The organism is Anaerocolumna jejuensis DSM 15929 (genome assembly GCF_900142215.1).
GTDB classification, from domain to species: Bacteria; Bacillota; Clostridia; order Lachnospirales; family Lachnospiraceae; genus Anaerocolumna; species Anaerocolumna jejuensis.
On sequence record NZ_FRAC01000029.1, the window covers coordinates 49,827 to 70,462 of the forward strand.

Here is a 20,636-nt window from a genome sequence, read left to right on the forward strand (position 1 = left end):
GAAAGGAAGCAAAGCCAAATGATTCTTGATACCATAGTGGAAGCTACAAAGAAGCGGATTGAGAAGGATAAGAAGGACATTTCGCCGGAGCTTATGAAGGAGCTGGCACTTAAGCTACCTGTCAGCCGTGAGTTTCCTTTTGAGAAAGCGCTTGGAAAAGAGGGAATTCATTTTATCTGTGAAGTTAAGAAGGCTTCTCCTTCAAAGGGAATTATTGCAGAAGATTTTCCTTATCTTACGATTGCAAAGGAATATGAGGAAGCTGGAGCAAGCTGTATATCCGTATTAACGGAGACGGACTTCTTTTTAGGAAAGGATGCTTATCTGTCGGAAATCAGAAAGGAAGTATCCATTCCCATCCTCCGGAAGGATTTTACCATAGAGCCCTATCAGATTTATCAGGCCAAAACCCTGGGGGCGGACGCCGTTCTCTTAATCTGCTCCCTGCTGGGAGAGGAAGATTTAAAAGCATACCTGCTGCTTTGCAATGAGCTTGGTCTATCTGCTCTGGTAGAGGCACATGATGAAGCAGAAGTGGAAAGGGCAGTAAAAGCTGGAGCCCGCATTATTGGAGTGAACAACCGGAATTTAAAAACCTTTGAGGTAGATATCAGAACCAGCAGTCGTTTAAGAAGGCTGGTCCCGGAAAGCATCCTCTTTGTTGCTGAAAGCGGTATAAAAACAGCAGAAGATATCCGGGTATTGAAAGAAGATAAGGTAAATGGGGTATTAATCGGTGAGACGCTGATGAGGAGCAGGGATAAGAAAAAGCTGTTGGCAGAGTTAAGAGGTGATGGCGGTAATGGCAAAGGTTAAAATCTGCGGATTAAGAAGAGAAGAGGATATCATGATAGTAAACCGATATCAGCCTGATTATATTGGCTTTGTTTTTGCAGAAAGCAAAAGGAAGGTTACAAAGGAAGAAGCCCGAAAGCTTAAGGCGGGGCTGGATAAAAGCATAAAAGCAGCCGGCGTATTTGTCAATGCACCTGTTATGGATATTGTTGAACTATGCAGAGAGAATATTATCGATGTGGTACAGCTCCATGGTGATGAGGAGGAAGGGTATATAAGAGAATTAAAGAAAAATATTTCCCAGCCTGTCATCAAGGCTGTCAGACCAAGAGTAAAGGAAGATATTCAACAAGGGCTGGCATTCTCTTCCGATTATCTTCTCCTTGACACTTATTTTGAAGGACAATTCGGAGGAACCGGAAAACCTTTTGACTGGAGCATGATTCCTCAAAATGCTGAAAACTTTTTTCTGGCAGGAGGACTTAACAGCAGTAATGTAAAGGAAGCAATTCTTATCTGCCACCCGTTTTGCGTAGATATAAGCAGCGGAGTTGAAACCGGCGGCTTTAAGGATGAAGGCAAGGTAAAGGCCTTTATTGAAGCGGTAAGGCTGGCAGAGAGTGGTTATTTTAAAACTAATTTTTAACAGTATTATAAATAAATTTGCGATACTGCTTGGAAATTAGGTTGGAAGAAAATATGATAAAGGAAGGATGCCATACCTGATTTTTTTACTACTTCATCTATGGCGCAATGGATAAGAAAATGAAAAAAGGCAGATTTTTGGAGTATGGAGGCCAATACGTGCCGGAAACCTTAATGAATGCGGTGAACGAGCTGGAAGCGGCCTATGAACATTATAAGAAGGATCCCGATTTTATTGCGGAGCTTGAAGGCTTATACAAGGATTACGCAGGAAGACCCTCCCTGTTATATTATGCAGAAAAAATGACCAATGATTTGGGCGGAGCAAATATCTATTTAAAAAGAGAGGACTTAAACCATACCGGTTCCCATAAGATCAACAATGTTCTGGGACAGGTGCTCTTAGCGAAAAAGATGGGTAAAAAAAGAGTAATTGCCGAGACCGGAGCCGGACAGCATGGGGTAGCAACCGCTACGGCCGCTGCTTTGATGGGAATGGAATGTGAAATCTTTATGGGAAAGGAGGATACGGACCGGCAGGTATTAAATGTTTACCGCATGGAACTCTTGGGAGCAAAAGTCCATCCGGTAGTAAGCGGCACTCAGACCTTAAAGGATGCCGTGAATGAAACCATGCGGGAGTGGACAAAAAGGGTGGAAGATACCCATTACGTTCTGGGTTCTGTCATGGGGCCCCATCCTTTTCCTACCATTGTGAGGGATTTTCAGAAAATTATCGGGAAAGAGATAAAAGAACAGCTGATGGGAAAAGAAGGAAGGCTTCCGGATGCGGTAATTGCCTGTGTAGGCGGAGGAAGCAATGCCATGGGAGCCTTTTATGAATTTCTGGAGGACTCAGAGGTACAGCTTATCGGCTGTGAGGCAGCCGGGCTTGGAGTGGATAATCCCAAGAATGCCGCAACCATAGCAAATGGAACGGAAGGGATCTTTCATGGCATGAAATCTTTATTCTGCCAGGATGAATACGGCCAGATTGCACCGGTATATTCCATATCCGCAGGACTGGACTATCCCGGAATCGGACCGGAGCATGCCATGCTTTATAAGACAGGCAGGGCTTCGTATGTTCCGATTACAGACGAAGAAGCGGTAAGTGCCTTTGAATACCTCTCCAAAACAGAAGGTATCATACCGGCTATTGAGAGTGCCCATGCAGTAGCTTATGCAAGAAAGCTGGCTCCGGAAATGGAGAAGGACAGGATTATCGTAATTAACATATCTGGCCGCGGGGATAAGGATGTGGCTGCAATTGCAAGATATAGGGGGATTACTATTTATGAGTAGAATAAAGAATGCTTTTAAGAATGGAAAAGCTTTTATAAGCTTTGTAACGGGAGGAGACCCGGATTTAAACACGACGAAAGAGCTCATCCTGGCAATGGAAGAAGCGGGAGCTGATTTGATTGAAATCGGAATTCCTTTCTCCGACCCCATTGCAGAAGGTGCCGTCATTCAAGAGGCTAATGAACGGGCTTTGACTGCCGGCTGCACAACGGATAAGCTATTTGATTCCATTAAGGAAGTGAGAGAAAAGGTAACGGTACCCCTGGTGTTCCTTACTTATATCAATCCTATCTATACCTATGGGAAGGCACGTTTTTTTAAGAGATGCGTAGAGTGCGGAATTGACGGCATCATTGTCCCGGACCTTCCCTTTGAAGAAAAAGAAGAGCTTGAAGAAGAATGCAAGGAGTATCAGGTGGATTTAATATCCTTGATCGCACCAACCTCAAAGGAAAGAGTGCGCATGATCGCCAGGCAGGCAGAAGGCTTTATCTACTGCGTTTCTTCTCTTGGTGTCACTGGCGTGCGAACTGAGATTAAGACGGATATTGCAGCTATGATATCCATGGTCCGTGAAGTTACCGATACCCCCTGTGCCATAGGCTTTGGTATTTCCACACCGGAGCAGGCAAAGGAGTTTGCCGGGGCAGCGGATGGAGCAATCGTTGGCAGTGCTATCGTAAAGCTGGTTACCCAATATGGAAAAGAAAGCATTAGACCCGTTGCAGAGTACGTAAAAGAAATGAAGGCTGCTGTCAGGGAAGCTTAATATTTTGCATCGAACATATTAATTAAGAATAAGCGAAAGAGGGCTTAATGCCCTCTGTGCTTATTCTTTCTTTTTTGCTGATGTAACAGGAACTGTCGTTTTTCTTCCTCTTCCTTTTGAAGCCGGGAATGGCTTTTACGTACAGTCTTGTTTTGTTCTTGCTGAAGCTTTAAAGCCTGCTTTGCTTTAGAGGAAAATCCGCTTTCCTGAAGCTGCTTGTTAATGCTTCGCTTAAGGCGTTTGGGATTGACCTGCTTTTCCTGCTGCTTTTTGGCTTCAATGGAGGGGCTGAACCGAAAATCACTGTGATTTTTAAGCAGAAATGCATATACCTCATAATCTTTAGGTTCCGCACCAAAGATTATCCTGCTGACCTCGTATTTACCATCCGTTTCACGTTCGTAAATCCCAAGCCAGAAGGGGTCCTCAAATAAAACAGTAAGTTTTGATAAAACCTTGCTCCCATTGCATTCCGCGGGCACGCCTGCGGTTCTGCCATGAATAAGGGAGTGCGGAAGTGCTATTCCTTCACACCTATCCATAATAATTCCTCCTTTTGTTGTTTCGCAAAGAACGGACAACCAAGGAGGCAGGTTACTGACAGCTTTCGCTGCGCCCGGACTACCAACCGGGTCTGTGTTTTTTTCCTTGCACCTACAATTTTAGAAAATTTCTATAAAATGTCAAGCATAAAATTTGCATTTCAAAATCAAGGAAATGTGATGAAGTTACGGTTACATTTTTTATCCTGGATATACTGATAGAAGAAGCGTTACTTAAAGACAAGGAGGAAATTTACCATGCTGGATTTTTTAAAGAAAACGGAGGTTACATCTATTCATGTAAATGATATGGATAACCTTATCGGAAAGGTTGAACTGATTGATATCAGAGAGCCCTACGAGTACAACAGCGGCAGTATAAGAACTGCAAAAAATATACCAATGGACAAGCTTCTTGGTGCACCGGATAAATTTATGGACAAAGAGAAGGAATACTATATTATCTGCCAGTCCGGCGGAAGGAGTATGGCAGCCGCCAAAGCTCTTACAAAGGCTGGTTATAGGGTTGTCAATGTGGCAGGAGGTGTGGGCTCTTACGTCGGTACAAAGAGAAGTTAGGTTTATGCTTTACCGCTCCTTACACACCATTAAAGGTGCATGAAACGGTAACAGGATATTAAGCAGTGTAGAATGGAAAAAGGTTGGAAGAAAATTTATAAATGAAAGGATGCCATGTTGTGATTCTTTCAACCTGTTTTATCAATGGCAGTACCGCTGATAAATCAGCGGTAAACAGAGGGCGTGACCATGAAGGACGGACGAAATATTCTTATCGTAGGCGGAGTGGCCGGCGGCGCATCAACGGCGGCCAGGTTAAGAAGAAGCAGTGAAGAGGATAGAATTATTATGTTTGAGAAAGGACCGCATGTATCCTTCTCCAATTGCTCCCTTCCCTATTATTTAAGCGGCGAGATTGAAGACGCAGAGGATCTTGTATTAATGGACCCGGAATTATTCTTAAAGCAGTATCATATCGAGGCCAGAGTCAACCAGGAAGTTACCGCAATCGACAGGGAAAATAAATTTGTAACAGTCAAAAACCTGGCCTCCGGGGAGAGCTATAGGGAAAGTTATGACAAATTAATTTTATCGCCGGGAGCAGCCCCCATCGTTCCGAATATCCCGGGAATTGACAAGGTGAATTTATTTACTGTCCGGAATGTAGTAGATATTGAGAAACTGAACCAATATTTAAAGGCGGTGCCTTCCATGGAGGCAGCGGTTATCGGCGGCGGTTTTATTGGTGTGGAGGTTGCTGAAAACCTTACAAAGGCCGAATATAAGGTTACTCTGATCGAAGGGACAAACCAGATCTTAAGACCCTATGATTATGATATGGTACAGATTCTTCACAAGGAAATAAGCGACAACGGAGTCGATTTCATCGTGGAGGATACCGTTATGGAATTCGAGAAAGATACCGTAGTACTATCTTCCGGCAGAAGGATCAAGGCAGGAGCCGTTGTTATGGCTGTAGGTGTGGCACCGGAAACAAAGCTTGCCAGAGAAGCAGGGCTTCTTCTTGGTGAGACGAAAGCCATAAAGGTTAATTCCGATTTTCAGACAGATGATCCGAATATTTATGCGGTGGGGGATGCGATTGAAGTAATGAACGCTTTAAATAAACAGGTGATGAAGCTCTCTCTGGCAGGCCCTGCCTTAAAGGAAGCAAGAAGGGCAGCAGACCATATTAATGGAAGGAAAGCGGAGGAATTGAGTTTTATTGGCTCCTCAGCCATTAAGGTCTTTGAGCTTAACGCAGCTGCGACTGGATTAAATGAAGCACAGATTGCGGCACTGGAGCCTAAGATTGAGTATAATTTTGTACGTATTATTCTGATGGATAAGGTAGGGTTGATGCCGGATGCTTCTCCTCTGCATTTTAAGCTGTTTTTTGAAGTGCCCACCGGCCGTATTTTAGGAGCCCAGGCTATTGGAAAAGGAGATGTGACAAAACGCATTGATGTTATTGCAACGGCAATGAAATTTAAAGGAAGCGTAAGGGATTTGACAGAGCTGGAATTAAGCTATGCACCTCCTTTTTCTACCGCAAAGGACATAGTAAATTACGCCGGGTATGTTGGAAGTAATCTGCTGAATGGTGATTTTAAGCAGGTAAATGTTGACAAGGTAAGAGGAATTTTAGAAGAAGGGAATCTTATCATCGATGTAAGGGAAAAGGGAGAATATGCAAGAGGACATATCAAGGGAGCCATGAACCTTCCCCTCAGCGAGCTTAGGGAGAGGGTATCTGAAATACCGAAGGACAGGCCGGTCTACCTTCACTGCAGAACGGGACAAAGAAGCTATAATGCAGTAATGGCGCTGCAGAATTTGGGCTATCAGAATGTTTATAATATAACCGGCAGCTTTTTAGCCTTGTCCTATTATGAATATTTCAATGATAAGAGACTGCAAAGGGAGAAAATTGTAACAGAATATAATTTCCGATAAGCTATTGTAACATAAAAGGGGTGACTTTAAAAGTCATCCCCTTTCACTGATGGCATCCTGATAAAAAGGATTCATTACATGAAAGCCAAGAAAATTAGCTGCCAGCATGCCACTGCGCAAAGCTCCCTGCATCCATCCATGCTTTGATGAAGCATGCTCTCCGGCAAAAAATACATGGTTATTGTACTCCGGCAAGAGCATTTCATAGCCGAAATTAAGAAGCTGCCCTGGTAAATCGGAGCTAAAGGCTCCTTTGGCATAGGGCTCCTGATTCCAATTTATCGTTTTATGCTCGGAAACTAATTTATCCAGGTATCCATTGGAAAGACCATGAACCTCCTCTACATTTCTTTTAATATAGGGAAAGCTTTGCTTCTCCGGAAAGGCTCCCACCCTGACTGCATCCAGGCCAATATTATAAGCGGCCGTAATCACCCCTGGCGAATGGGGAGAACAGCCTGCCTCGTCCATGCAGTAAAGATGGTCCGTCGGGTAGAAAATAGATCTTATGGGCAGGTCTGTGGCAGAAAAGCCCCCATTTATTCTGCCGTAATCGGCATTTTCTTCCCAAAACCTGTCTTTGCACAGGAAGGCGGATTTTAAGGCATTGTAATAATTAAGCTCTCTTACAGCCTGCATTTTCTGGTTACAAAAGAAAGGATTGATGTCAACAGTACGCAGCAGGGAAAAAGGAAGAGCGCATATAACATAATCAAATTCCTCTGTTTGGTCCTTTGATACCTTGGTATCATACCGGAGCATAACGGAGTCATTTTCTTTTTGGTAGATACCGGTTACATAATGACCGAATTTTATTCTGCATTTTCCAAGTAAGTCAGAATTTTGACTGTATTCTTCCGGAGCAGGACTTGTCAGAGATTCATAAAAGGCATAGGGAAGATACTCCATCCCCCCTGAAATCCGGTAAATATTAGTGTAATCCATAGAGTATTCTTCATTTAAAGTCTCAAAATAATTACTGGAAAGAGAATCACCGGTCAAAGAATTAACACTGGCAAGGAGAGTAATAGCGGACTGGCTAAAGCCCAGTTCCTGCCATATCTGGCGGATACTCTGGTTTATATATGGACAAAGCTCAGGGGAATACGCCGGCAAAATCTGCAGAAGCTCTTTTCGTATATCCGGAGAAAGTTCTTTCAGGATATATGTGAAGGCATAGTCATTGAGTATATTCCAGGGAGTATTTCGTTCAGCCTCTGTTAAATCATACAGAGGATAAAGATATTCCATAATATTGGAACCTTCAGCATCCCGGCGTATTCTGGTATTGTGGGAATAAATAAAGGTATTGGAGTTCACGGCAGAGGAAGGAACGGTTATCAAATGAAATAAATTTATATAATGCCATGTTGTCCCATGGGATACCGGTATCCGCAAGGGGCCCAGTTCCCCGTAATTTTTTCTGCTCTTGTCAAAATAGTGTGTATAGACCCTTCCACCGACCCGTTCTTCATTTGCTTCAAGTATTGTAATATCCGCACCGGTTTTTCTCAGCTCAAAAGCTGCTGACATACCGGCAAGACCGGCACCAATAATGCCGATTTTTAAATCTTTAAGACCGCCGGGCTGTACATAAGAGGTTATATCCGGGGGCGGATTCAGCAATTCAATAATATTTGCAAGGTCCTCTGTCCTGCCTGCATTGGTTAAAGCATCTGCTAACATTTGATGTCTTTGGGTATCTGTCGGATTTATAGTGGGACTTGTCTGAGTATTTGCCATAGAATAAACCTGCTTTTTCTTTACTGTAATGTATTTCATAAGGAAAGAATTTATTCTTACAGAATATTCTATTTACGTTATTTTAATAAAGATAGTATTGCTTTTGCTGTTGTCTTTAAATAGTAACAGGAATAAGCCCTGTGGGGAATAAATTTTATATGGGGAAAGAAATGAATTTTAAATTTTTGAAAAGGAATTGTAATCACATTCTTTCTATTGTATAATTTACTTAAATGTTTCGAAATAATTATACATAAAGGAAGGCTGCAATAAGATGGAACTGCTACAGGAAAGAATCAGAAAAGATGGTGTTATTAAAAGTGGGAATGTATTAAAGGTGGACAGCTTTCTGAACCACCAGATGGATATAGAGTTAATTAATGAAATAGGTAAGGAATTCAAGCGGATTTTCGCAGAATGTCCCATTAATAAAATACTTACCATAGAGGCTTCCGGTATCGGTATCGCCTGTCTTACAGCCCAATATTTCAATGTCCCTGTTGTATTCGCAAAAAAAGCTCAAAGTATAAATATTGACGGAGCTGTATATTCTGCCAAAATCGAATCCTTTACCCATAAAAAAACCTATGATGTTATCGTTTCAAAAAAATTCATAAGTCCCGAAGACAGAATCCTTATCATTGATGACTTCCTGGCAAATGGCTGCGCTCTGGCAGGGCTGATCGATATTGTAAAAAGTGCCGGTGCGTCGGTTGAAGGCATCGGAATCGTAATAGAAAAAGGCTTCCAGAACGGCGGAGAGATGATTCGTAATATGGGCATCAGACTTGAATCCCTGGCTATTGTTGAAAGCATGAATGCAGAAAACAGTACCATTGAATTTCGTAAATAGAATTTAACACAGGAAAATCCGCTTATACACAGGGCGGATTTTTTGCGCTGTTTTAGTACTGGAAGTATTATTTTATATACAATTGAAAATTGGAAACTAAGGAAGGAGGTTAATATGAAGCATATATTTACCTATATTAAGCCCTATGGTCTTCGTATGTTATTCGGGTTTTTGATAAAGGTTCTGGGCACCTTTATGGATCTGGGGCTGCCGTGGGTATTGGCTTATATTATTGATGAAGTAATTCCATTAAAAGAAATCAAATACATACTTCTTTGGGGCGTGCTGATGCTTCTGCTGTCCATAGGTGCCAGAGAGTTCAATATTACGGCCAATCGGATGGCATCCAGAGTAGCCGGAGATACCGTAAAAAGACTCCGCCATGATTTGTTCCAGAAAATAGAACAGCTTTCCGGAGCTCAGGTGGATTATTTCTCCATCCCGTCCCTGGTTTCCAGAATGACCTCCGATACCTACAATATTCATCAAATGGTAGGTATGATGCAACGCCTTGGCGTAAGAGCTCCCATAATTCTGGTAGGAGGTATGATACTTACCTTTACCCTGGAACCGGTCCTTACCCTAGTATTGGTAGGTATCCTTCCATTACTTGCCATTACTGTGTATGTGGTTTCTAAAAAGGGGATACCCCTGTACTCCAAAAGCCAGGCCTCTGCCGACAAAATGATTCGCATTGTCCGGGAAAATGTAAACGGTATCCGTGTCATTAAGGCATTGTCCAAATCAGACCATGAGAAGCAGCGCTTTCAAAATTCAAATGAAGAGGTAGTTTCCAATGAGTTAAAGGCAGGAGCCACCATGGCTGTAATTAACCCGATTATGAACCTTCTGTTAAATGGCGGACTTACGCTGGTGGTTATAATAGGAGCTTACCGGGTCAACAGCGGGGCATCGGAAGTAGGTAAAATTGTCGCATTCCTTTCCTACTTTACAATGATATTAAATGCGATGCTCATGATAACCAGAATCTTCGTAACCATATCCAAGGCAAATGCCTCAGCAAACCGGATATTTGAAGTGTTGTATATGGAGGAAGATTTAAAGGTATGCGAGGGCCTGGCAGGAGAAAAAGGCTCTGACAATCATATCTCTTTTCATAATGTTACCTTTTCCTATCCGCAAAGAAAGGAAGAAGAGGTAGAAAAAGACGAGTCTACTAATGTAGAAAATATAGATTTTCAGATAAAAGAAGGAGAATCATTAGGAATTATAGGCGCGACCGGTTCCGGAAAGACAACCTTATTAAATCTGCTCTTACGGTTTTACGATATTGAGGAAGGCGAAATCTATATTGGCGGAAAGAATGTTAAGAGCTACACCTTAAAGGAGCTTAGACAAAAGTTCGGAGTGGTATTCCAGAATGATATGATATTTGCTGATACGATAGCTGGAAATATTGATTTTAACCGTAATCTTACAAAGGAAAGAATAAGGGAAGCGGCAGAAGATGCCCAGGCAGCGGAATTTATTGAACAGCTTGAGCCGGACATTGAAAAAGACAGCTATGAATATGCTGCAGCGGTAAAGGGAGCGAATCTAAGCGGCGGGCAGAAGCAAAGGCTGTTAATTGCCAGGGCACTGGCAACCAACCCCGAGATACTGATACTGGATGATTCCTCCAGTGCTTTAGACTATAAAACCGATGCATATCTGCGGACAGCGCTAAGAACACATTATCAGAATACGACTACTATTATGATAGCGCAAAGAATTAGCTCCATTATGAATATGGACCATATTCTGGTCATGGAAGAAGGAAAGATGATTGGTTACGGAAAACACGAAGAGCTCTTAAGAGACTGTCCTGTTTATGATGAGATATACCAGTCACAGATGGGGGATTAGTTTTAAAAATGCGATACGCAGGAGGATTAATAGGAACTGAAAGGAGGATAGTTTAGTGAAAAGTCCGATACAAAAAGAAACAGAATCTAAGAAGCAGGAAAAAAGACAGAAAGAAAAACCCAGAGATGCCAAAGCTGTGGTAAAACGTCTCAGCCGGTACCTTATTGAAGAAAAATGGAAAATAAGCCTGGCCTTACTGCTTACGGTTGTAGGAAACATACTGGCATTGATAGGGCCTATGCTTTCAGGATATGCCATTGATGCAATAGAGCCCGGCAAGGGGAATGTATTATTTGAAAAGGTTTTCTACTATGGTAGTCTTATGATGGTGCTGTATGTATTTTCAACGTTATTTTCCTATCTGTTGAGTATTTTAATGCTGCATATAAGCCAGAAGGTTACAAAAAGAATGCGGGATGATGTCTTTAAAAAGCTAACGGAGCTGCCGGTCAACTTTTATGATACAAGGCAGGCAGGTGATATTATAAGCCGTATATCCTATGATATAGATGTCATCAGCACCTCGCTGTCTACAGATGTAGTGCAGATAATGGCCAGTGTAATAACGGTTATCGGTTCCCTTATAATGATGATAATGATTTCGCCGGTATTGGTTCTTGTCATGCTTGTAACCATTCCCCTTTCCATTCTGTACACCCGCTACATGTCCGGAAAGGTGCGGCCTTTGTATGCGGTAAGGTCTGAGAAACTTGGAAGCTTGAACGGCTTTGTAGAGGAAATGGTCTCAGGACAAAAAACCATCAGGGCATATGCCAGAGAAGAGGTTATTCAGGAAAAATTTAATACGATTAATGATGAAGCCGTTGAGGCTTATTTTAACGCAGACTACTACAGTAGTATTGTTGGACCAACAGTTAATTTTATCAATAACCTGTCTTTATCCCTGGTGACGGTATTCGGAGCAGTGCTCTATTTACTGGGACAGTTAAGCCTTGGAAGCATTTCTTCCTTTATCCTGTATTCCAGAAAATTTTCCGGACCGATTAATGAAGCCGCCAATATTGTCAGTGAACTTCAATCTGCAGCGGCAGCGGCAGAACGTGTATTCAAAATACTGGATGAGGAATCAGAAAAAGCAGATTTTGAGAAGGCTGAGGATTTATCTGTTAAAAATGGAAGGGTAATTCTAAAGAATGTTACCTTTGGTTACCTGAAGGATAGAATCATATTGGAAAATCTTAATATGGAAGCAAAGGAAGGGAATCTGATAGCCATCGTAGGCCCAACGGGAGCGGGAAAAACAACAATAATCAATCTGTTGATGCGTTTTTATGACATTGACAGCGGCTATATCACAATTGATGGAAAGAATATTGGTGAAGTCACCAGAAAGAGCCTGCGAAATGCTTATTCCATGGTATTACAGGATACGTGGGTTTTCTATGGAACGATTTTTGAGAATATTGCCTATGGTAAAGAAAATGCTACGCTGGAGGAAGTGGTAGCGGCAGCAAAAGCAGCCAAAATTCATTCTTATATAAAGAATCTGCCTAATGGATACAACACTATTTTAAACGAAGACGGCATCAATATGTCAAAGGGGCAAAAGCAGCTCCTGACCATTGCAAGAGCAATGCTAATGGATTCCAAGATTCTTATTCTGGATGAGGCCACTTCAAATGTTGATACCCGAACGGAAATTCAGATACAGGCTGCCATGCGTAAGCTGATGGAGGATAAGACCTGCTTTGTAATTGCCCACCGGCTTTCCACAATTAAAAATGCAGACCTCATTCTGGTAGTAAATAACGGAAATGTTGTTGAACAGGGAAGGCATAAGGAGCTTATGGAAAAGAAGGGCTTTTACTATCAGATGTATTCGTCCCAATTTGTATAATAACTTGCATCAATATTTCTATAAAAAGTAAATTTCCTATAAGAGAAAGAAAGATATTAAATAAGTTTAAATTAGGACTTGCCAATAAACACATTTCCTAGTAAAATATATTAGGTTGCCATGAACAATGGACAAAAAATGTGTGAAGGCACAGCAGTAAGGTCTGATCTGAAAAACGGTGCATTTTTCAAATTTCTATTTGGACAGAATCACAAGTTTCCTTGTGACCTGCATGGGTATTTATATGAAGAATATTAAAGAACATATCAGGCTTGGGCAATTTAAACCAGTATATCTCTTATATGGTTCGGAGGGTTATTTAAAAAGACTGTATAAGGATAAATTACGGACAGCAATTCTATCAGATGGCAATGAAATGAACTATTCCTATTTTGAAGGAAAGGGAGTAGATACCTTAAAGGTAAAAGAAGCTGCTGAGACCCTTCCCTTTTTTAGCGAGAAACGTATTATTGTAATTGAGAACAGCGGACTGTTTAAGAGCCAAAGTGATTTGGCTGATTATATCAGGGAAATGCCGGAAACCACTCATATTGTTTTTGTGGAATCAGAGGTAGATAAGAGGAACCGGCTTTATAAAGCTGTGAAAGACCTTGGAACGATATCGGAAATGAACAGCATGGACGAGGCCAATCTCAAGCTGTGGGTTGCCACTCTTTTAAAACAGGAGCAAAAGAAGATAACAGAAGAAAGTATTCTCTACCTCCTTGGTAAGACCGGAACAGACATGGATAATATCAGCAATGAAGTAGAAAAACTGGTATGCTATACCGGTGACAGAGAGATTATAACCAGCCAGGATATAGAAGAAGTATGCACTTCCCAGATATCCGGTAAGATATTTATCATGGTTGAAGCAATCGGAAACAGGAGACAGAAGCAGGCTTTGGATTTATATTACGATTTATTGGCATTAAAAGAAAAGCCAATGTCCATCATGTTTTTGATTTCCAGGCAGTTTAATATACTCCTTCAAGTGAAGAATCTGCTTTCCTTGGGTTTTAACAATAATGCTATCAGTGATAAAACAGGATTGATGCCATTTATCATCGGAAAGTATGTCAGCCAGAGTAAGAACTTTACGGAAAAAATCCTGAAAGAAGCACTTACCTATTGCATAGACATGGAAGAACAGGTGAAAACAGGAAGGATGCAGGACAGTATTGCAGTAGAGTTGATTATAGTAAAGTTTAGTGCAGCTTAAGCTATCCTTTTGTTATAAGAGTATTTAGATGTTAAATTTTAGTTGTTCCGTCCTGCTGTTCCGTCCATTTTCCGCGGCTTGACAAACGGGAAAAAATGAATAGAATAGTAGGTATGAAATAAATGGAGAGTTGTCCGAGTGGTTGAAGGTGTGGCTCTCGAAAGGTAATAGATTTCGTGGAACTTTGGTAGCTCTAGCACCGCATGAATACTGGATTTTTGGTTTTGACTGAAACATTTTCTTTCATGTTTCTTTCCAGTTTTCTTTCTTACTTCCTGGACTTGGATGGAATGTGGTACCATCGTCTAAATGAGTCCGGTTGGTTAAAATTAATATGGAGAGTTGTCCGAGTGGCCTAAGGAGCTGGTCTCGAAAACCAGTGTACCAGTGGTACCTAGGGTTCGAATCCCTAACTCTCCGTCAGTCTATTCCAATGGGGCAGCTTTGAGAGGTTGAAGCCCATTGTTACGGAGGGAGTTGTCAGTTGCGATTGACAACTCCTTTTTACGTTTCTACGTTGATGACCCTCCGGGCATCATATTCTTTCTGTGAAGTGATTTCAAATCCCTCCATTCTCTTTAACTATACGGCAACTAAGCGCAACGGGGTAGCATTCTCCTCCGTATCTGTGTCCTTTTTCCCTATGCTTTGATTAGGCCCACCGGGGTCAGGCTCTGTTGGACCGGACAATGCCCCGAACAGACCATTACTCAGGCGCTGGGCGGATACTAGCATAGACTCCTCCATATCCAGGTGTGCATAAAGGTTCGCCGTGGTTCCATAGTCGCTATGCCCAACCAGGCTTGGATTTCCTTCATAGAGACACCGTTTCGCAATAACAGGCTCGCACAGCTGTGCCGGGTGTCATGGAATCGGATATGTCGTAAACCATTCTTTTCCAAGAATTTCTTGAATGTTGACGAGATATAGTCTGGCTTGATGAGTTCTCCAATTTCATTGACATAAATATACCCCAAATATTTACGGTTGTAGGAATTGCCAAACAGTCGTCGGTGTTCCTTTTGCTGTTCTTTCAAGGCCAACAGCTTTTCACGGAATAAGGGAATAAGCGGAAGTGTTCTCATGCTGGATTTGTTTTTTGTCTTGTCTTTGGCATAACTTACTCTCGTTTGGCCTTTGCGATAGTATGTAGTGACAGTATGTGCTATGGTAAACAGATTGCGCTCAAAATCAAAGTTTTGCCACTTCAAACCAACGATTTCACTTCTGCGAAGTCCATAGAACAGGCCAAAAAGAACTGCAATTTCCAGCCAGGTACCTCCAGCCAGTCGTATACACTCCAGTGCCTCTTCAGGAAGATAAAAGCTGCCAATGAATTTGTCCGTCTTGGGGCGCTGTTTGTGGGCGGCGTTCTTTCCTACTAATCCGTCTTCCGCGGCCACTTCCAATGCATTATGGATATTGGAATGATAGCGTACAACAGTAGTTCCTTTTTTACGGCCTTTCCCATGTTCAGGATCTCCGATGCGTTCAAACTTATAGAATTCACGGAGATGTTTTGGCTCTAACTGTGACAGTGTCAGTCCGAGTTCTTTAAAATACGGGTAAATATGATTTTCAACTGAATCACAATATCCCGCAAAGGTTACCGGATCAACCTCGGTTTCCTTATAGGAGAGCCAGTACAGCATATAATCCGCAAACAGCATATCACCGGTGCGAGAAACAACGGTACAGCTTTGCTCCGGAATCGACGGAGAGACTATTTCCACAATCTCTGAAATCTGTTCCCCATATTCATTGTAAAGACCTCGAAATTCATCAAGTTTTTTCTCGGCTGGTCGTTTGTTTCCTTTCTTTACCGGTAAATCGGTTGGAACCCATTTTGGAAAGCGTTTACCGACATGGTGTTTGCAATTCAAAACGGCATAATATTTTCCGCCTTTTTCTTGTAGATGTCCCGCTAACATAATCAATCATTACTCCTTTCAGCGGTTATTCCACCTACCATTGACACATTATATTATACTACTTTATGCCAACAAACTACAACAATTCATGCCAGATTCGTGTCATGAGATGAGAGCGGCTATTTTTTATTTTCAATGCCAAGGTAGGCGATAATATAACTTTTAGGGATACGAAAAAGGCGTCCGACGTTTTGCTTTTTCAGGTCGCCTTTTTTAATCATCTTATAAACTGTCTTGGTACATACACTCAGAATTTCACTTGCTTCTTCAACGGTCAGAACATCTGGATATTCACTGAGCCTCTTTAAGGATTGCTTGCTATATAAAGATGGTCTTTTCATTTTTCCTCCATTTTACATTTATAAAAAGCCGATATACTAAGCTTTCTGGACATACACACCCACATCGGCCCATTTCCTGCGCTCATTTTGACCGTGTCTTTTTCAGGTTGCGCTATGCGCTGTTTCATCCGTGGGCGTGCTCTGCCGATTCAGCATCATGGCACACTGTCCGCGAAACCTGTATAACTTCCGATGGGGTGCTATGAAATTGTCAAGGTGCAAAAACGGGGGGAAGGTCAGCTTTGGGCTTGTCCTTACACCTAATAAACATAACGTTATCTATTTGATTTCTGCAAAGATGGAAAATTTCATAATTTTATTTTAGGGATACAGCTCAACAGTGCCAACTGTAGTGCCCGCCAGAGAATATCACTTTCCAGTTGCCCTAATGTTCATAACTTACTTTAATAACGTAGCCTTTTTTTGAAATGGAAAGTGTTTCGCTTCAGATAGCATGAGAAGTTGTTGATATTTTTTGATGAAATAAACACTGGACTTGATGTATCACTGGTTATACAAAATACATGAACTCAGTGTAAAGAGACTTATTATCATCAATTACCCATTATACGAAATGTTAGAATAATCGAATAATGGGACAAACTGCAATTATTTGATTGAATTATTTTACAATTTATCATAGAATGATGTTAAGGTTTTAAGTAAAAAGATGGTAGAACATGCAAATCATATTTTAAATAAACTTTTTGTTATGGTGACAAAGCAGACTAACATAAACTTCATAATATCCATAATGTGACATATGTAAGCATTATGGAACATCCCATTATAGCAATAATGGGATGTTTAATATTTTTTATGTGAAGGTTAGTTGATGAAGTAAATATGGACAAAAATATGCTTATCAAAATGGTACAGCAATATACGGGAGATAAACCAGGGTATTATCTTTATGATGGATAAGCTGGTTGTTGTAATTAGGCGAAATTTGATTGTTATTTACAGTGCTGAATTAGTTGCCATAAGAGATTGGAACTTCATAATCTTAACATAATAATTTGTAAAATGGAGAAGACTAAAATGGTAGTCTTGAATTTTTATGGAAAAATTCCTCGAATATGTATATCAAAGAAACTTGGACTTTATTTATCAAATCTTCCGAATGAAGAAAATAATGACTGGCAAGATGAACTTTCAAAAGAATTTTGTCTTGCGCAGGAGGTCGATAGAATATACCAAGATAAATTGGAAACAAACTATCCTTGCGGAATTTTTAAATTGTACAAAAAGGTGTTTCACGAAAAATGCCTACCTGAGGCGTTTGAGAAGAAGGAGTACGATGAACTTGCCAGCAATATGATCTACCTTGATTTCGATTATAGCTATGACGATATGCCTCTTGGTGGATGGGATACAAACTGTTTCGAAGGTCGTCTATGTGAAGAAGATTACGCAGAAAAAATCATAGATTTCATTAACTTTTTATCTTATCCCTATGATGATATGTCAATCTCTTTTCCCAAACCTGTCCCACAGTGGACTTATTCGTCAAACCATGATGAGGTTGACCATTACCGTATTTTCTGGGGTGGAGAGACCGCATCCGAGTATATGTGTTCCTTAAAAGAATGGGGAAAATTATTTGATACTTTCTTGCAATGCAAAAACGACTATCTTTTATTTGACTATTTGGTCAACTCAATTCATAAGGATAACGAATATAATGAATACCATTTGATGAAAGCATATTCTTTGTGCCAACTATTTCTTGAAAAAGAACATGAATCAGAATTGGATAGTAAGTTACCATTGTTTTTAGGACAAGGATTTGCCTCAGATAATGAACGAAAGAAATGTGCGAGTATTCTACGCAAACTGCGGAACAAGATTGCGCATGGTGACTTTGTTGCTTTTGAAAATCATATTGAGCAATATGCAGTTGCGTTTATGGATGGCAAGTTTGCTTTTGATTATTCAGAGTACAGTAGAAAAAACTGGGTTGTACAGCATGTCTGTTGTCAAATTGATGAGATTCTTCGACAATTGATACATATGCTGTTCTATGATAGAACTAAACTTGAACAATTAAAAAAGAATCGATAGCAATAGTTCTAGCTCTTAAAGAAGATTCTTGTTTATTACTCTGATGTGGAGTATATGAACTTCCCATTATATTTATTAAGATACCATTAACAATAAATATCAAATGATTAATGAGCATTACGTGATTTCAAATATTACTAAACTATTATGAGCAGATAGGTTTTGTATTGTTCTAAAACACAATTTATCACTAACGGAGATCTTTAAATGAAGCTATTTGAACGCATACCAGACAAGTTTTTCAGCATCCTAACATCATCTAAGAAGGAACTGTATGTAGAAGCACTGTTTGTATTAAGACAGGCTTTTAAAACTGAGCTGGTAATACGAAGAATAGATCTGGTAGCAATGATGATAGAGGCTTTAGAAATGAGTATCATTCAATCAGATTTTTCAGAGGAAGTAGTAGAACTAGATGTCGGCGAGAAGGCAGAGACCACTGTTTCAGGAAAGGCATATTTGATAATTCGTAAATTGAAGGAGACTGGTTGGTTGGAAGTTGAATACGAAGTTAATTCCTTTGAAGAGAACATTACCGTTCCTGATTATTCGATTTCGGTAATTAATCTCTTGTATGATATGACCACAGAGCAAACAAAGGAATATAACAGTTATGTATTTGCCACTTATGCTGCACTAAGAAATACAGAAGAAAATCCGGATTACCTTTATCAGGCACTTCAATCAGCGTATCAGAATACTGTTCGCTTGGTGGACGAGCTAAAACTTCTATACAATAATATCAAACGATATTATCAAAGAATTACGGCAGAACTGGGCGTTAATGAATTACTAGCGGAACACTTTGATCGTTATAAGGAGCAGATTATTGATACTATTTACTATCCTCTGAAAACGATTGATTCTGTACCACGGTTTAAGCATTCCATATTGCTTCGATTGAATGAATGGGTATTACAAGAGGAGGTTGTGTTGGCTTTAATTTCGCAAGGAAAGCAGAGGCGTATTTATTTTACGGACGAAGAAGCTAGAGAAGATATATTAGAGAAAATTAATTATATTGCCAATACCTTTGAAAATATAGAGGGAATGATATCGGATATTGATAAAAAGCATGTTGAGTATACCAATGCTTCTATTGATCGTATCCGTTATATGATGAATGCAGATAGAAGTGTTAAAGGAAAATTAGTTGAGGTACTTAAACATTCTAAGAACGAAGAAGTATTCGATAGGTTGCAGGAAGGACTTGTTACTTACCAACACGGATTTATGGATGAAGGCTCCTTATATGATAGGGTTAAACGTACCATTAAGACAGAAGGGAAACCAGTAGCAATTGAAGATATAGACGAAGATAATGATTTGATTGAAAGCTTTCTGGGAGGAGTTCGTAAGCAATACAGCACACAGAAAATTGATGCATTTATTGAGCGATACTTCGCAGGGAAAGATGCCTTCAGTACAGATGATCTAATAATGGAAACTCAGGATGAGTTTATTCTTCTAATCTTGGGAACAATTCGTGGTAGTCAGAAAAGTGCCGCTTTTTATGTAGAATTCATGGAAGGTACAGTAGAGAAAGGTGGATACCGATTGCCTAGGTTGATTTTCCATATGAAAGGGAAGAAATAAAATGTTTGAAGAAAGATTTGAAAAGCTTGGTATGAACGAGCAAGAAAATTTTAAACGAATAGTTAATTACTTTCTTGCACATACCTATCTTCTGCAGGTACAATATGATTTTTCAGATAATTTGCGCTATACAAATCAGGATTATATATTTGTTGAGAGAAATATTGAGCTGTTTCAGGAATATCTCCAATTCAGCGGATTTCAATTAGAGAGGGATAGTAATTATGGGGTTATTAGCTTAAGAAGCCCATATGAAATTAACCGCCAAAAGTTCGACAAGCTTACAACACTAATGGTATATGTTCTTCGTCTTATCTTTGAGGAGGAACGGGAAAAGCTATCACTTTCAAAGGAAATCTTTACGTCTACCGGAGATTTGGTACATAGAATGATTTCTCTTGGAATAATCAATAAAAAACCTGCTGACACAGTGCTCCGAGACTCACTCCGGCGGTTGAATAGATTTCGCATTATAGACAAAGCGGAAGGATTTTGGGAAAATGCAGGAACCAGGCTATTAATTCTACCAACTATTTTGTTTATTATCTCAAACGAACGTATTAGTACTATGTATGCGTTATTAGACGATGTAACAGATCTGGGAGAAGAGGGAGATCTAACGGAGGGTTAG

18 protein-coding genes and 1 tRNA gene are annotated in these 20,636 nt (G+C 40.4%); 14 read left to right on the forward strand and 5 right to left on the reverse strand.

All coding sequences use genetic code 11. The features are described from left to right. Positions 1-18 precede the first annotated feature (18 nt). From trpC to trpA, 4 genes are all read left to right on the forward strand, one after another. Positions 19-816: an indole-3-glycerol phosphate synthase TrpC gene (gene trpC / locus BUB77_RS23125; RefSeq protein WP_073279383.1), complete on the forward strand. Its 798-nt coding sequence runs from the start codon at positions 19-21 to the stop codon at positions 814-816. Continuing rightward, positions 794-1,441, forward strand: a complete 648-nt coding sequence (locus BUB77_RS23130) for a phosphoribosylanthranilate isomerase (RefSeq protein ID WP_408606430.1) — start codon at positions 794-796, stop codon at positions 1,439-1,441. The genes trpC and BUB77_RS23130 overlap by 23 nt, the downstream gene beginning before the upstream one ends. A gap of 119 nt (positions 1,442-1,560) precedes the next feature. Beyond that, on the forward strand, positions 1,561-2,745 hold the full coding sequence (trpB, locus tag BUB77_RS23135) for a tryptophan synthase subunit beta (protein ID WP_073279385.1): 1,185 nt from the start codon (positions 1,561-1,563) through the stop codon (positions 2,743-2,745). Beyond that, positions 2,738-3,514 (forward strand): tryptophan synthase subunit alpha, encoded by a 777-nt coding sequence (gene trpA, locus BUB77_RS23140; RefSeq protein WP_073279386.1) that lies wholly within the window; start codon positions 2,738-2,740, stop codon positions 3,512-3,514. Before trpB ends, trpA begins: the two co-directional genes overlap by 8 nt. 44 nt (positions 3,515-3,558) lie before the next feature. Here trpA and BUB77_RS23145 read toward each other — a convergent pair whose 3' ends face one another. Beyond that, on the reverse strand, positions 3,559-4,056 hold the full coding sequence (locus BUB77_RS23145) for a YjdF family protein (protein WP_084124638.1): 498 nt from the start codon (positions 4,054-4,056) through the stop codon (positions 3,559-3,561). A gap of 258 nt (positions 4,057-4,314) precedes the next feature. Between BUB77_RS23145 and BUB77_RS23150 the strand changes: the two genes are divergently transcribed. Then, positions 4,315-4,635 (forward strand): rhodanese-like domain-containing protein, encoded by a 321-nt coding sequence (locus BUB77_RS23150; protein ID WP_073279387.1) that lies wholly within the window; start codon positions 4,315-4,317, stop codon positions 4,633-4,635. 189 nt (positions 4,636-4,824) lie between these two features. Further along, positions 4,825-6,531 carry an FAD-dependent oxidoreductase gene (locus BUB77_RS23155; protein ID WP_073279388.1) on the forward strand — a complete coding sequence of 569 codons (1,707 nt, stop codon included), beginning with the start codon at positions 4,825-4,827 and terminating at the stop codon, positions 6,529-6,531. 33 nt (positions 6,532-6,564) lie between these two features. Here the strand turns inward: BUB77_RS23155 and BUB77_RS23160 are convergent, their stop codons facing one another. Then, positions 6,565-8,274, reverse strand: coding sequence for a flavin monoamine oxidase family protein (locus BUB77_RS23160; RefSeq protein ID WP_073279389.1), 1,710 nt, complete (start codon positions 8,272-8,274; stop codon positions 6,565-6,567). A 274-nt stretch (positions 8,275-8,548) separates the two neighbouring features. Between BUB77_RS23160 and BUB77_RS23165 the strand changes: the two genes are divergently transcribed. The 5 genes from BUB77_RS23165 (at position 8,549) to BUB77_RS23185 (ending at position 14,493) form a co-directional block, all read left to right on the forward strand. Continuing rightward, positions 8,549-9,127 carry a xanthine phosphoribosyltransferase gene (locus tag BUB77_RS23165; RefSeq protein ID WP_073279390.1) on the forward strand — a complete coding sequence of 193 codons (579 nt, stop codon included), beginning with the start codon at positions 8,549-8,551 and terminating at the stop codon, positions 9,125-9,127. Between the two features lie 114 nt (positions 9,128-9,241). Then, a complete protein-coding gene (locus BUB77_RS23170) occupies positions 9,242-10,993 on the forward strand; it encodes an ABC transporter ATP-binding protein (RefSeq protein ID WP_073279391.1) in 1,752 nt (583 codons plus the stop codon). A 55-nt stretch (positions 10,994-11,048) separates the two neighbouring features. Next, entirely contained in the window at positions 11,049-12,851 is a 1,803-nt protein-coding gene (locus tag BUB77_RS23175; RefSeq protein ID WP_073279392.1) for an ABC transporter ATP-binding protein, read from the forward strand. Between the two features lie 244 nt (positions 12,852-13,095). Next, positions 13,096-14,073 (forward strand): DNA polymerase III subunit delta, encoded by a 978-nt coding sequence (gene holA / locus BUB77_RS23180; RefSeq protein WP_073279427.1) that lies wholly within the window; start codon positions 13,096-13,098, stop codon positions 14,071-14,073. 336 nt (positions 14,074-14,409) lie between these two features. After that, positions 14,410-14,493, forward strand: a tRNA-Ser gene (locus BUB77_RS23185). 162 nt (positions 14,494-14,655) lie between these two features. Here the strand turns inward: BUB77_RS23185 and BUB77_RS30565 are convergent. The 3 genes from BUB77_RS30565 to BUB77_RS23195 form a co-directional block, all read right to left on the reverse strand. Continuing rightward, a complete protein-coding gene (locus BUB77_RS30565) occupies positions 14,656-14,808 on the reverse strand; it encodes a hypothetical protein (RefSeq protein ID WP_242962572.1) in 153 nt (50 codons plus the stop codon). Next, on the reverse strand, positions 14,802-16,004 hold the full coding sequence (locus BUB77_RS23190) for a site-specific integrase (RefSeq protein ID WP_073279393.1): 1,203 nt from the start codon (positions 16,002-16,004) through the stop codon (positions 14,802-14,804). The genes BUB77_RS30565 and BUB77_RS23190 overlap by 7 nt, the downstream gene beginning before the upstream one ends. Before the next feature lie 119 nt (positions 16,005-16,123). Then, positions 16,124-16,345 (reverse strand): helix-turn-helix domain-containing protein, encoded by a 222-nt coding sequence (locus BUB77_RS23195; RefSeq protein ID WP_073279394.1) that lies wholly within the window; start codon positions 16,343-16,345, stop codon positions 16,124-16,126. 1,041 nt (positions 16,346-17,386) lie between these two features. On the opposite strand from BUB77_RS23195, the gene BUB77_RS23200 reads away from it, so the two are divergent. The 3 genes from BUB77_RS23200 to BUB77_RS23210 all read left to right on the forward strand — a co-directional run bounded on the left by BUB77_RS23200 (position 17,387) and on the right by BUB77_RS23210 (position 20,636). Next, positions 17,387-18,409: a hypothetical protein gene (locus BUB77_RS23200; RefSeq protein ID WP_073279395.1), complete on the forward strand. Its 1,023-nt coding sequence runs from the start codon at positions 17,387-17,389 to the stop codon at positions 18,407-18,409. A 207-nt stretch (positions 18,410-18,616) separates the two neighbouring features. Next, positions 18,617-20,005 (forward strand): Wadjet anti-phage system protein JetA family protein, encoded by a 1,389-nt coding sequence (locus BUB77_RS23205; RefSeq protein WP_073279396.1) that lies wholly within the window; start codon positions 18,617-18,619, stop codon positions 20,003-20,005. Between the two features lies 1 nt (position 20,006). Further along, the gene (locus BUB77_RS23210) at positions 20,007-20,636 is read left to right on the forward strand and encodes a DUF4194 domain-containing protein (protein ID WP_073279397.1); all 630 of its coding nucleotides are present in this window, start codon (positions 20,007-20,009) and stop codon (positions 20,634-20,636) included.